Raw genomic sequence first — 12,464 nt, 5'->3', positions numbered from 1 at the left:
CTCCTTATGCCTGTTCCTCAATAATTTTTGCGTAGAAATCATCAATTGCTACTTTGTAATCGTCAAACATTGAAAGTTTGTTATTAGGAATATCATATTTAATGGCAATAACTTTTTCAAAAATGTTATTTTGTTTAAGTATGGACATTGGTATTCCCATAGCTATAAGTTTTGATGATTTTTCATATAAATAAAGAATTGTTTTCATCATTAATAGCTGCTTCTTTAGTGGAACGCATGTATCCTGATCATGGAACGCGTTCTGCTGTAAAAATCCTAAACGTATTACTCTGGCAATTTCCAAAGTGAGTTTCTGGTCATCAGGTAAAACGTCGCTACCAATTAATTTTACAATTTCCATTAATGAACTTTCCTGATTTAAAAGAGAAAGCACCTGTGCTCTGCAGGATGAAAAATCAGGTCCAACGTTTGTGTTGTACCAATTAGTTAATTCATCAGCATATTCGCTGTAACTTGTAAGCCAGTGAATGGCAGGGAAATGTCTTGCGTAGGCAAGTGATTTATCAAGTCCCCAGAAACAACGTACAAATCGCTTTGTGTTCTGTGTAACAGGTTCTGAAAAGTCACCACCCTGTGGAGATACAGCTCCAATAATTGAAATTGAACCTTCAGTTCCGTTAAGGTTTTCCATATAGCCGGCTCTTTCATAGAAAGCAGATAATCTGCTGGCAAGATATGCAGGGAAACCTTCTTCAGCAGGCATTTCTTCAAGTCGACCTGATAATTCTCTAAGAGCTTCAGCCCATCTTGATGTAGAGTCTGCCATAATTGCAACATGATAGCCCATGTCACGATAATATTCTGCTAAAGTAATACCTGTGTAAATTGAAGCCTCTCTGGCTGCTACAGGCATGTTACTCGTATTTGCAATAAGTGTTGTTCTGTCCATAAGTGGATTACCTGACTTTGGATCAACAAGTTCTGAAAATTCATCAAGAACCTGAGTCATTTCGTTTCCACGTTCACCACAACCAATGTAAATAATAATATCTGCATCAGCCCACTTGGCAATCTGATGCTGGTTCATTGTTTTTCCTGTACCAAAACCACCGGGTATTGCTGCAGTACCGCCTTTTGCCAAAGGGAAAAGAGTATCCATGATTCTTTGGCCCGTAACCAATGGAGCAGTAGTACCAAATCGTTTGTTAATTGGTCTAGGCTGTCTGATTGGCCATTTCTGTGTAAGAGTCAGGTCTAAAGTAGAACCATCATCTTTCTTAATGGTTACAATAGTGTCGTTAATTGTATACTGACCATCATCCACAACACTTACAACAGTTCCCTTAATGTAAGGTGGAACCATTGACTTGTGAACAATAGCTCTTGTTTCCTGAGTTGTGGCGATAATTGTACCGCCTGAGATATAGTCACCTACATTTACTGTAATGTGTACATCCCATTTTTTTGTTATATCAAGTGAGTTTACATTTACTCCTCTGGAAATAAATGCACCTGACTGTTTCTCTATTTCGCTAAGTGGTCTTTCAATACCATCAAAAATATTATTTAAAATACCAGGAGCTAAAGTAACGAAAATAGCACTGTCTGTACCATATATTAGTTCCCCAGGTTTTAGACCACTGGTTTCTTCATAAACTTGGATGGTAGTCATTTCAGATGAAAGACCAATAACTTCACCAACCAATCTTTCAGAACTAACGTAAACCATTTCGCCCATTTTAAAGTCTGTTTTACCTTTAATATAAACAACAGGCCCGTTAATTCCATAAATCTTTCCTGTTTTCTCCAATTGACTGCCTCCTAAAATGTAAATGCAAATTGTTCCTGTTCTTCAATAAGGCGTGTTTTAAAAGAATTGTCTATAAGAATATTTTTCTCAGGAACAATAGTTCTTGTTCCACCTAGAAATTCTTTTTTATAAACTTCAATATTTACATTAAAAGATTCATTTAAACCGTTAAGTAAATGAGAATCTTCAGGATCAATGTAAATAGTAATGTTTAAGTCACCATATTCCTTAATGATTTTATCTATTTGGTTTTCAAGCTGTTTAACATATTCAGGTGTTTTTCTATATACTATGAGTTTTCCCCTAACAGATTCGAAAACTTTGGATTTTAATTCCGACTGCTTATTTGTAATTTGTTTCTTAATAAGCATTTGGGCTGAAGCTAACTCCTTTTTTGAATTAGCTTTAACCTGATTCATTCTGGCACGTTTAGATTCTTCTGATAAAAGAGTGGCATTTTCTTTGTGAATTGCCAGTTCATCATCTAAAGATGCCTTGTAGCTACTAAGTGATTCAGCGCTTTTGTTGTTGGCACTTTCTAAGGAAATACTTCTAAAGTGCTCCATCTTTTCTTCTATAGTCATAGCCCTGTATCCTTTCTAAATTTTGATTCCGATAGCCTCGTTAATATAGTTAGTAATGAAATTCTTTTGGCGACCAAGACCATGTCGGTCGGGAATTTCTACTAACAAAGGCTGTTTCTTGTTAAGTTTTATGTCGTCTATTACTTCAGGAATTTCAAAACTTAATTTTTCTGTTATAAGTAAAATTCCAAGATTTTTATCTTCCAGAACTTTTTCAACTGCGGCTTTTGCCTCTTTACGACCGTGGACAACTACGCCTTCAACACCGGCTAAACGCATGCCTGTTAAAGTGTCTACATTGTCGCTGATTAAATACATTTTCATAAAAGCCTCCTAAGCACTGTGTACAAATGAATTTATGCAACGTGTGTAAGAATAAGGAATGCAACAATAAATCCCCAAAGAGCAATACCTTCTGCTAAGGCAACGAAGATAAGTGCTTTACCGAAAATGCTTGAATCTTCGCTTAATGCTCCAAGAGCTGCACTAGCTGAGCTTGCAACTGCGTAACCTGAACCTATACATGAAAGACCAATTGCAAGACCTGCGGCAATAAGACCTAAACCGTTAGAAGAAGCTGCATCACTTGTTACAGCGGCGCTTGCTGTGTTACTGAAAATAACGATAGTTCCTAAAAGGAAAGTTCCAAAGAATGTTAAGCAGTTTGTTAAAACTGTTCTTTTGAAACGACCTTTACTCTGTTCTCCAACAAAGTAAACTACTAATGGTAAAACAATTGTAAGTAATAAAGCTACTGAAAATAAAACATTAATTAACATATTAAAATTCCTCCTGATGTTTAAAATTATTTTTTGTTTCTTTTTCTATATGGAACGAATTCCCTGCCATTTCCTTCATAGAAACGACCAAAGATTTCGTAATATTCCAAACGAAGAACCTGTATACCAACTACAAGACCTTCCATTGCTAAAACAATGATGTTTCCGATAATTACAACGAAAATATTAGCACTGCCACCATTTTCCGCACCTGCCAAAGTCATTACAACCTGCATCATGGCTGCGTGGCTGATTGCAAAAACGCCAATACGCAGGAAGGATAAGGCATTTGATAAATAAGTGATTAAGTAATCAAACAATTCAAAAAATGCTGTGGCTGCAAAAATTCCCGGTGAATCATCAATAGGTTTCTTCTTTGCCAGTATGTTTTTCAAAGGTTCCTCTAAGAATATTAAAATTAGTGGTATAACAAACATAACTACCAGCAAAGCAGTTCCAGGTAATGGATGACCTGTCATGTATAAGAGAATAACAAGAATCACACTACCGTAGAAAATAAATCCTGTTACAGCATTAGGTCCAAACAACGCTTTTCCTAAATTCTTTTGTTTTATGGCTGTAGCAATGTTTAAAATCATGGTTGTTAAAATAATAAATGAACCAAATAAAAATGCTGCAACTAAAACAATGTTAATCTCACCTAAAAATGGAAGTGTCATCATGGAATCCAAAGGTTTTATAACTGATTCAAATTCAAAACCGAAGAAACTTCCAAACAGGGCACCGAATATACATGAGAACACTCCGGCGGCACAAACAATGCCGGCAAGATCCATTTTCTTAACTTTGTATAAAATGCCACCGCCGATTACTAAACATAAGCCCTGACCTAAATCACCAAACATTACACCAAATATAAGTGCATAGGTAATTGTCAAAAACAGGGTAGGATCAAATTCATTGTAACCCGGTAAGCCATACATACGAACAAAAAGTTCAAATGGTTTGGCAAATTTAAAGTTTTTAAGCTTAGTTGGAGGAGTTGTTTTGTGATCCTCAACATCATCGCTTATAATACAAACAACATTTATGTCATTGTCTGTTTCCTTTAAAAGCTTTTTAGCTTCCTTACTTGTCATCCAACCACAAAGAACCTGAAATGTAACGCCTGAATCTTTTGTTACAGCAGATAATTTTCTAACATCAAAATTGCTGTAAGCTGACTCAATTCGTCTAATGGCTGAAACCAGTTTATCCTTATTCTTCTCGATAATCTGATTTATTTCCTGTTCTTTTTGTTTTTTCTTTTCTTCTATTTCAGTTTTTTTATTAGCTATTTCCAAACATTCGTCATTAGGAAAGCCTTTATATTTCTTTGGTATAGCTATTTCGTCAAATCTAATGTTATGGAAATCTTTCTCAACTTCATCAAAATAATCTAATGGAGCGAAAAATACACCATAAACAAAATCCGTATCATTAAGAGTTGATATGAAAATCGCATTAATGTCGGGATCTAAGTAAGATTCAAACTTGTCGAAACTGCTTTTTGGAATTCTACCAAAACGATATTTGAAAAATTCCATATCATAAATTCTTTTAAGAGTATAATTAAGTGTCTTAAAAGGTGCTAAAATGCCATAGTCTGTGTTAAGACTTTCTATTTCTTTGTCTAAGTCATCAATTTCACTTCTAACGTCAGCCAGACTGTCATCAATTTTGTAAAGGAACTTCTCAGCATCCTTTACACCAACATTAGAAACTTTAGCTTTTTCCGGTTCCTTAACAAGTTGCATTAACTCGTGACTTTTGTTAAGTGCAGCTTTAAAAGGATTTTCTTCAGAAAAAGTAGTAAATTGTTCGTTAGAACTAAATTCCGTTAGGGCATTTTCAAGATGAATGTCATGCTTGCTTAAATAATTTTCTACCAAATTATCAATCTCAGTTTTGGGACCGGCAAGAGTGACAAAACTCATTTTTTCAATCATTATAACACCCCTTTCTTCCTATTAATATAGTGTGCAATGTTTTCGCTGTCATAACCATATCGTATACATTCCATTGCAGTAATAATTTTGGCAACTTCCAAACTTTTCAAATGTAGGTAAGCATTAATGGCTGCCAAAGAGTATGGGGCAGTTTTAAAATTTTTCATATATATGGTATTTAAAACGCTGCCAAATTGTGTTTCCATATCATCATAATCATTAAAACCGTAGGTTCTGCCATAATAGCATTTGTTAAGAAGTTCAAAAAATTCTCCATCACTTTCACATTCAACAAAAGCCTTAATGTTAGAACGGTCAAGATTATAATATATTGGAATTAAAAACGAGTAGATTTGAGAATGAGAAACTGAGTAATAGTGTTTCATTCTGTAAATCCACAATATGTTAAGCAAATCAACCTGAGGACCAAAGGAGTTAACAAAATATTTCTTCTCGCCCTTTGGTACAAATGAGTCTGCATGATTCCAAATGTAACTAAAGAAAAATAAATCTAAAGACATTTCGTAATCAAATAAAACAGGGTTCTCCAAATTGGATACCGCCTTAATTACTTTCTCATAAACAGAACCATTTAGATTGCTTATAAATTCTTCCATTGTGTTAGAATTAACCAAATTATCAATATTTAATTTTGAATGTCGCTTAAAGTGTTTGTCTACCAACATCGGTATAGTGCTGCTACGACTGTCCATAATATTACGCATACAGGCTTTCAATGTGGCAATTTCATATTTCATAAAATAAAATTCCAAATATTTTCGTTGTGAAGTTCCTGCAAAATGAAAAATCTTGGAAAAATCATGATAAGTTGAAAAAGTCAGTCGACTTTCTATTTCACCACGATGAGCCTGAGTAGAATCAATTCCGGATAAAACTTCCGAGTATGCCGGAAAAGTCTGAAGATAAGTAAGTAGTTCAGACACAGTTTTTAGTCCTGTAATTTCTTCGTATTGTTGGGAAGAAAGCAGTCGTTTCTTCATAGCTCTTATTTTGGTAGTCATACCACTGTAAGCAGTGAGTTTTCCTGATTTCATTGACTACTCCTTAATAATATTGTTAAAAATCTCCTGTGCAAGAGATTCAGTTTTTTCATTATATGCAGACTCTAACTTGGCAAGTTCAGCGTTGCAGTCTTCCTGATATTTAGCGATTTCCTTTTCGCTTTCCTTTGCAAGAGTCTTCTCGTATTCATTAACCTGCGCATTAACCTGATCTTCTAAGTTCTGGTCAAAAGCCTGCTTTTCCTTGCTAATGTAGTCAGCATATTTGGCTTTTTCATCCTGAGTTTTCTGCATTATCTTAGCAGAAGCAGAGTCAATGTTTGCAAGTTGGTCGATAATACTGTTAAGTTCCTGACTCATAGTAGGTCCTCCTTATTTTGATTGGCATTACAAATTCATAAAACATTTGATAAATATAGGAAGTTTTATAAATTAATATGCCGTAAATATAAAAGAACCGGTTTTTGTACCGGTATTTAAAAATCATACATGAGTAATAAATCTCACAATTTAACTTTAGCACTTTTACAAGAAATTACAATAAAAAACTTGAAAAATTGTGCAATTAATCATAAAATCTCTTAGAGACAATAATATATGAATATAATACTTTAAAAATTGTTAAAATATACGCAAAAGGAGAAATTCATGAGATTAAGAAATGTACCCGGTTCAAGAGAAGCCATTGCCGATAACGATATGGCAATTAATGAACCAACAGAACTTAAAGGAAAGTGGAAGGAAGAGTTTGGAAATGACAACCCTATTAGAATTGAAATAGGAATGGGTAAGGGAAAGTTCATTACAACTCTTGCAATGGAAAATCCAGACATTAACTATATTGGAATTGAGAAATATTCAAGTGTACTTATTAGAGCAATCGAAAGATGTGAAGAGATTGAAGTACCTAACCTTAGATTTATAAGAATGGAAGCAGAATATATCTGTGATGTTTTCGAAAAAGGTGAAGTGGATAGAATTTACTTAAACTTCTCAGATCCATGGCCAAAGGACAGACATGCTAAAAGAAGATTAACTTCAAAACAGTTTTTTGAACGTTATGATGTAATTCTAAAAAAAGATGGCATTGTTGAATTTAAAACAGACAATGATTTATTATTCCAGTTTTCATTAGAGCAGGTTCCGGAAGCCGGCTGGGAATTAATAGAACAAACATGGGATTTACATAATGATGAAAGATTAATGCAGGGAAATGTTATGACTGAATACGAAAGCAAATTTTCACAAATGGGAAATCCAATACACAAGCTAATTGCCAAAAGATAATTTATTAGGAAGTTAAAAAGAGGAAAGGTTAAGCAAAAAACTTAATCTTTCCTCTTTTATATAGTAAAAATTTATTTTTCTTCTGTCTGATTTTTAAATCTGTCTTTTAATTTATTATATAATTTTTTATCAGGTTTATTTTTTCGTACCTTTTCATTAGTTAAAATTGGCAGGTCTATATTCTTTTCTTCAAGTCGTTTATTTACAGCATCCTCAGTTAAACCGGTAATAACTGCGACACATGGAACACCAAGAAGCATACCGATAACACCGGCAAACCATCCACCAATAGTGATGGCAAAAATAATCCATAAAGGTCTAAGACCTGTTGAGTCACCAAGAATCTTTGGACCAATAACATTACCATCAAGCTGCTGAATAATAATAATTAAAACAGCGAATACCAATGCACTCTTTGGCGAGTAAATGCAAAGAAGTAAAACACTTGGTACACCACCAATGAACGGTCCGAAATATGGAATCATATTTGTTATACAAACAACAATGCTTACAAGCAAAGCACAATCGGAAAATCCTTTAACACCAAAGAACGAAATTACAATCATTGAAACAAAACATAAAAGACCAATAATAAGTGAGTCTACCATTTTGCCATCAAAGAAATCACTGAAAATTTTAATTGAACGTTTTGTCACATACCAGATTCTTTCAGCACGTTCTTTTTTGAAAAATGCAAAAACAACACGTTTAATTCCACGAGCCTGCATTCTTTCATCAATAATAAGGTAGCATGAGACAATAATGGCTACAATAAAATTAATAGCAAACTTCACAACAGAAACACCGGTTGTAACAATAGTAGTTGTAAGTGTTGAAATGAATTTGCTTAATGTACTTTGTAAAGTAGTATCAGCGTTAGTAACGGTATTCTGAATATATTTAAAATCAATATCAGGATATCTTTTTGAAAGATTATTGATAAAATCCATAATGCTGTTTGCCCAATCAGGCATTTTGTCAAGCAACTGCGTCAAACTGTCAATAATCTCAGGAATAAGATAAACCAAGCCAACTACCAAAACAGAAATAACAAGCAAATAGGAAAAAAGAATTGCAAGTAATCTGTTTAATGCATTATTTGTAATGTGAAGCCATTTCTTAAAAACAGTCTTTCTCATCCAAGAAACAAGAGGGCTAATAAGAAAGGCAATTAAAATACCCATAAAAAAAGGTGACAAAGTAGATAGCAGAGTATTAAGGGTGGCTGAAGTTGATTCCCAAAAGAAAACAGCTCTAATAATAATAGCCATAATCAAAACAGTTACAGTGCTGTAAATGCAAATAGTAAAATATCTACTGTTACCTTCGAATTTGTTTTTGTTATCGCTCATATAAGTCTCCTAAAAAATTCAATTTCATTTCCCACTTTTGTGCAAGCACAAGTAGGCTAATAACTTTTTGACACTGTTAAGTATAAATATAAAATGAAATAAGTACAAGGGCAAAAGTTGTACTTATGGTAAAATAAATTCATATATAATAGGTAGAAACTACATCAAGTAAGGCAAAATAATAAAAAATTACAAAAAAGTTAAAAAAAATTGAAAAAACTCTTGAAAAAGTGTGAAGGCTAGTATATAATAACACTTGTCGCTGATGAAGTGACAAAAATAAAACAAGCGCCTCTAGCTCATTTGGTAGAGCACCTGACTCTTAATCAGGGTGTGCAGGGTTCGAGCCCCTGGAGGCGCACTTGCGGGTACCGTTTCGGACATTAAATTGCCTGGGGTGGTACTTTTTTTGTGCGTTAGCAATGAGCAGTGCAAAATGGAAAGAAAAAGGACGATATGGTCTGAATGCTTGCATTCAAGACAGAGCGTCTTTTTTCTTTTTATTTAATGCGGCGAATGCCGCATCAGCGAGATGAAACTAAGTGCAATCGAGCTGTGCACTGCCTTATTTAAAGGCACATTCCGCAAAATCCCTTATAAAACCAGAAACTTCTCTGAAACATAAAAGCAACTTGTTTTCCCCTGAAAAATACAATCTTAAAATAACTACCAATCTACATATTTCAGTTTTAAAATCATTATTAAAAAATTAATGTAACAACAACATCAACATTAAAAAACATCAATAAAAATCAGATTAAATTAGAAGGAAAAAGGTTCGAAAAAATCAATGTTATGTAAACCTTTCCCACAAATCTTCCCACAAGTTGTGGGAAGGATGTTATTTTCGATTATATTTTCTTATATCTATTCATAAATTATTTTGTAAAAAATCTTATCTCATCCTATCCTATCTTATCAGAAATAGCATTCTCAAATATATTGACAGCTTTCTTTCTGGATTTTTCAGTAACATGAGAATAAGTATTCAGAGTAATCTTTATATCTGAATGTCCAAGTAGTGACTGTACATCTTTAATGTTAGCACCATTTAATACTAATGTAGAAGCGTAAGTATGTCTTAAACAATGAAAATGAAAGTGACTGATTTCAGGCAAATTCTTCTGAACTACTTTGTTACACCATTTGAGAGTTTGAGTTGTAAGTAATTCTCCATCAGGCTTTGTACATACAAAAGTTAAAGGAGATAGTGAAACGTTGGAATCAATATCATCCACATGAATTCCATGACAAAAACGTGTGGAATTCTTAATATAAGATTCGTTATAGTCCGTATAAATCTGACAATGTGATTTACCTCTTATTTCGGTTGTATGATAAAACTGATTCTGATACAAATCGCCATAGATTTTTTTGTTTCGTTGTTGCTCGTGTTTTGCAATTAATAAAATATGGGCAAGACTGTCTCCAAAATCTATAGCTCGTGGCTTGCCATTTTTAGGAACTTTCAGCTCCCAAGTTTTCAAATCCTTGTCATAATACATCGAACGTCTAACATATAAAACCTGATTTTCAAAATCAATATCATCCCAAGTTAGTCCACATACTTCTCCGGCTCTCATACCTGTATGGTAAGCAATTTGAATTGGTAATGCCAAATAACAATAATCTTCTACGGAAGATAAGTAGTTAATTATTTTTAAAAATTCCTGATGCGTTATGGTTTGTACTTTAGCTTCATTAGAGTTACCAAAAAGATAATTATCTTTTGCAACTTTTCTTTTTTTAACATATTGCATTAAATTTTCTCTAAGCAGTTTTTTGGGATAGACTGCATACTTAAACATATTGTTAAGGACAAGAAAAAATTTCCTCATAGTTGCTTTTGCATAAGGTTTGGCAATTTGATTGCCTTCATTGTCATAAATGCCAAAATATAATCCGTCAACATATTCCTGAATATCTTCTATAGTTAAATCCTTTAATTTGATTTGAGAAAAAGAATTATTGTGAATATTATTGATTACATTTTTATATCCGTATTTGCCATTAGTGGTAAGATTACTATTTTCAATTTCGGCATTGTACCACATATCGGCAAGCTGTCCTACAGTTAAGGAACCAGCATAAAATATAGAACCATCCTGACGATATTCTTCAAGAGCCTGCTTTAGCATAAAAGTAGTTTCGGCTTTAGTTTGACCGCCCTTGAATTCATGCATTTTCCAATTTCCATCCTGATCTTTTATTCTAAATCGGTAATACCATTGAGAACCTTTTTTTCTTACACTTCCTGTTTGTAGTGACTCAAAATTATTCATATTATTTCCTTTCCAAGTTAAGTACTTGGGAAAGGATAATAGGCTAATATATCATTTTTCTTCAAGTAATTAACTTTTTATTTTTTTGTAACCATGTGAAATACCTCCTACATAAAATTATTTAAATATTATTGCTTCAAAAGAGCGTTAAGTCTGTTGTTTGCAATAGTTGGATTTTTTGCATAAGTTCTAAGAATATCGCTTAACTCGGTAAAAGTATTTATTGTACTGTTAAGCTCTCTTAAAAACATAACTTCATTAAACTCATTTGAAGAACTAAACCCAATAGTTTTAGCAATATCACTATTATCATTATTAGAATAATTAGAAAGAGCAAATTCAAAAGATTTGTTAAATTCTGCAAATTCATTTAATAATAATAAAAACATGTTTTTAGAAAACATTGATGCGTCTTCAGTTAAATTATTAGAGAAAGATTTTAAAACTGAATTGAATGAATCAATTAGTTTCAGTTCCATATAATCTTTTACATCAGAGTTCAAATCTGATGTTTCTCCACGTAACCATTCCGGTGTAGTGTGAAGTATTTCAGCAAGACTGTCCACAACAATTTTTTTAGAATTATCAATAAGTCCTGCTTCATATCTTTGAGCTGTGGATATATTAACGCCCATTTTGTCAGCTATATATCCTAAACTCAGATTTAATTCTTTACGTCTTTGCTTGATACGTTTTCCAATATCAGCACATAATTGTTTATCTCTCATAGGAATAAACTCCTCTCTTTAAGATAACAAAATAATATCATATATATTTGCATAATGCAATATTGAGTATTGAAATTAATTTGCTAAAGATATTGACAAATTTTAAAAAGCAAATTATATTATAAAACAATAATTGCAATATGCAAGTGAGAAAGGAGATGATAAACATGCAAAATGCTAAATTAGCTTATACAGTAGAAGAAGCTTCAAAATCTACAGGTATAGGAAAGAATACTTTAAGAAATCTAATTGAGTGGAAAAAAATACCTGTAATAAAGGTAGGCAGAAAGTTTCTTATTAAAAAAGATGTGCTGGAAAATTTTTTGTCAAAAAATGAAGGCAGAGATTTAAGAATAAGAAATGATGTTGAAGCAATTAAATAATAGGAGGGATTTAAAATGGCAAAAAGAACATATGAAGAAAGAAAAGATGAACTTTCAAAGAAACAAATTGCATATTTGGAAAAGGCAAACAATTTAAAGGAACAGATTAAAGAGTTGGAAAAGAAGCAGGCTGAGGAAAATAGAAGAAAGCGAAATCACAGGTTAATTGAGGTAGGTGCAGCAGTTGAATCAGTTTTGGGAAAAACTATTGAAAAAGATGACATACCTAAATTGATAGGATTTTTAAACAAGCAGGAACAAAACGGTAAATATTTTTCAACAGCAATGGGAGTTAAGGAAACAAATGTTAATTCAAATAAGTAGTTT

General features: G+C 32.9%; 13 protein-coding genes and 1 tRNA gene. 4 read left to right on the top strand and 10 right to left on the bottom strand.

Annotated features, from left to right (window positions below; all coding sequences use genetic code 11):
* Positions 1-4: 4 nt before the first annotated feature.
* From DWZ69_RS07705 to DWZ69_RS07675, 7 genes are read right to left on the bottom strand one after another with little or no spacing between them, the layout of a single operon-like run.
* Positions 5-1,771: a V-type ATP synthase subunit A gene (locus DWZ69_RS07705; RefSeq protein WP_118000012.1), complete on the bottom strand. Its 1,767-nt coding sequence runs from the start codon at positions 1,769-1,771 to the stop codon at positions 5-7.
* A gap of 11 nt (positions 1,772-1,782) precedes the next feature.
* A complete protein-coding gene (locus DWZ69_RS07700; RefSeq protein WP_118000011.1) occupies positions 1,783-2,355 on the bottom strand; it encodes a hypothetical protein in 573 nt (190 codons plus the stop codon).
* 15 nt (positions 2,356-2,370) lie between these two features.
* Positions 2,371-2,679, bottom strand: a complete 309-nt coding sequence (locus DWZ69_RS07695; protein ID WP_022165203.1) for a V-type ATP synthase subunit F — start codon at positions 2,677-2,679, stop codon at positions 2,371-2,373.
* Positions 2,680-2,711: 32 nt separating this feature from the next.
* Entirely contained in the window at positions 2,712-3,134 is a 423-nt protein-coding gene (locus tag DWZ69_RS07690) for an ATP synthase subunit C (RefSeq protein ID WP_118000010.1), read from the bottom strand.
* Between the two features lie 26 nt (positions 3,135-3,160).
* Positions 3,161-5,083 carry a V-type ATPase 116kDa subunit family protein gene (locus tag DWZ69_RS07685; protein WP_118436617.1) on the bottom strand — a complete coding sequence of 641 codons (1,923 nt, stop codon included), beginning with the start codon at positions 5,081-5,083 and terminating at the stop codon, positions 3,161-3,163.
* Entirely contained in the window at positions 5,083-6,138 is a 1,056-nt protein-coding gene (locus DWZ69_RS07680; protein WP_118436615.1) for a V-type ATPase subunit, read from the bottom strand. The genes DWZ69_RS07685 and DWZ69_RS07680 overlap by 1 nt, the downstream gene beginning before the upstream one ends.
* 3 nt (positions 6,139-6,141) lie before the next feature.
* Entirely contained in the window at positions 6,142-6,465 is a 324-nt protein-coding gene (locus tag DWZ69_RS07675; protein ID WP_022165207.1) for a hypothetical protein, read from the bottom strand.
* A 288-nt stretch (positions 6,466-6,753) separates the two neighbouring features.
* On the opposite strand from DWZ69_RS07675, the gene trmB reads away from it, so the two are divergent.
* A complete protein-coding gene (gene trmB / locus DWZ69_RS07670) occupies positions 6,754-7,392 on the top strand; it encodes a tRNA (guanosine(46)-N7)-methyltransferase TrmB (RefSeq protein WP_118000007.1) in 639 nt (212 codons plus the stop codon).
* A 71-nt stretch (positions 7,393-7,463) separates the two neighbouring features.
* On the opposite strand, the gene DWZ69_RS07665 is transcribed toward trmB, so the two are convergent.
* Positions 7,464-8,744, bottom strand: a complete 1,281-nt coding sequence (locus tag DWZ69_RS07665) for an AI-2E family transporter (protein ID WP_118436613.1) — start codon at positions 8,742-8,744, stop codon at positions 7,464-7,466.
* Positions 8,745-9,032: 288 nt separating this feature from the next.
* Here DWZ69_RS07665 and DWZ69_RS07660 point away from each other — a divergent pair.
* Positions 9,033-9,105 (top strand) — tRNA-Lys (locus DWZ69_RS07660).
* 544 nt (positions 9,106-9,649) lie between these two features.
* Here the strand turns inward: DWZ69_RS07660 and DWZ69_RS07655 are convergent.
* Positions 9,650-11,026, bottom strand: a complete 1,377-nt coding sequence (locus DWZ69_RS07655) for a site-specific integrase (protein ID WP_118436611.1) — start codon at positions 11,024-11,026, stop codon at positions 9,650-9,652.
* Positions 11,027-11,154: 128 nt separating this feature from the next.
* Positions 11,155-11,754, bottom strand: coding sequence for a helix-turn-helix transcriptional regulator (locus tag DWZ69_RS07650; protein ID WP_118024964.1), 600 nt, complete (start codon positions 11,752-11,754; stop codon positions 11,155-11,157).
* A gap of 167 nt (positions 11,755-11,921) precedes the next feature.
* On the opposite strand from DWZ69_RS07650, the gene DWZ69_RS07645 reads away from it, so the two are divergent.
* Both DWZ69_RS07645 and DWZ69_RS07640 read left to right on the top strand, forming a co-directional pair.
* Positions 11,922-12,137: a helix-turn-helix domain-containing protein gene (locus DWZ69_RS07645; protein WP_021953575.1), complete on the top strand. Its 216-nt coding sequence runs from the start codon at positions 11,922-11,924 to the stop codon at positions 12,135-12,137.
* 15 nt (positions 12,138-12,152) lie between these two features.
* A complete protein-coding gene (locus DWZ69_RS07640) occupies positions 12,153-12,461 on the top strand; it encodes a relaxasome subunit MobC (protein WP_118024963.1) in 309 nt (102 codons plus the stop codon).
* Positions 12,462-12,464: the final 3 nt, after the last annotated feature.

This window comes from Eubacterium sp. AF34-35BH, assembly GCF_003477765.1.
Lineage (GTDB): Bacteria > Bacillota > Clostridia > Lachnospirales > Lachnospiraceae > Eubacterium_G.
The sequence above is the reverse complement of the archived record's forward strand: the minus strand, read 5'-3'. Positions and strand labels throughout refer to the sequence as shown.

What these genes read in the sequence shown, in the direction of transcription:
- DWZ69_RS07675 (WP_022165207.1), bottom strand. Translation starts at nt 6,465, where the DNA reads ATGAGTCAGGAACTTAACAGTATTATCGACCAACTTGCAAACATTGAC.
- DWZ69_RS07640 (WP_118024963.1), top strand. Translation starts at nt 12,153, where the DNA reads ATGGCAAAAAGAACATATGAAGAAAGAAAAGATGAACTTTCAAAGAAA.
- DWZ69_RS07650 (WP_118024964.1), bottom strand. Translation starts at nt 11,754, where the DNA reads ATGAGAGATAAACAATTATGTGCTGATATTGGAAAACGTATCAAGCAA.
- DWZ69_RS07665 (WP_118436613.1), bottom strand. Translation starts at nt 8,744, where the DNA reads ATGAGCGATAACAAAAACAAATTCGAAGGTAACAGTAGATATTTTACT.
- DWZ69_RS07695 (WP_022165203.1), bottom strand. Translation starts at nt 2,679, where the DNA reads ATGAAAATGTATTTAATCAGCGACAATGTAGACACTTTAACAGGCATG.
- DWZ69_RS07685 (WP_118436617.1), bottom strand. Translation starts at nt 5,083, where the DNA reads ATGATTGAAAAAATGAGTTTTGTCACTCTTGCCGGTCCCAAAACTGAG.
- DWZ69_RS07700 (WP_118000011.1), bottom strand. Translation starts at nt 2,355, where the DNA reads ATGACTATAGAAGAAAAGATGGAGCACTTTAGAAGTATTTCCTTAGAA.
- DWZ69_RS07645 (WP_021953575.1), top strand. Translation starts at nt 11,922, where the DNA reads ATGCAAAATGCTAAATTAGCTTATACAGTAGAAGAAGCTTCAAAATCT.
- DWZ69_RS07690 (WP_118000010.1), bottom strand. Translation starts at nt 3,134, where the DNA reads ATGTTAATTAATGTTTTATTTTCAGTAGCTTTATTACTTACAATTGTT.
- DWZ69_RS07655 (WP_118436611.1), bottom strand. Translation starts at nt 11,026, where the DNA reads ATGAATAATTTTGAGTCACTACAAACAGGAAGTGTAAGAAAAAAAGGT.
- trmB (WP_118000007.1), top strand. Translation starts at nt 6,754, where the DNA reads ATGAGATTAAGAAATGTACCCGGTTCAAGAGAAGCCATTGCCGATAAC.
- DWZ69_RS07680 (WP_118436615.1), bottom strand. Translation starts at nt 6,138, where the DNA reads ATGAAATCAGGAAAACTCACTGCTTACAGTGGTATGACTACCAAAATA.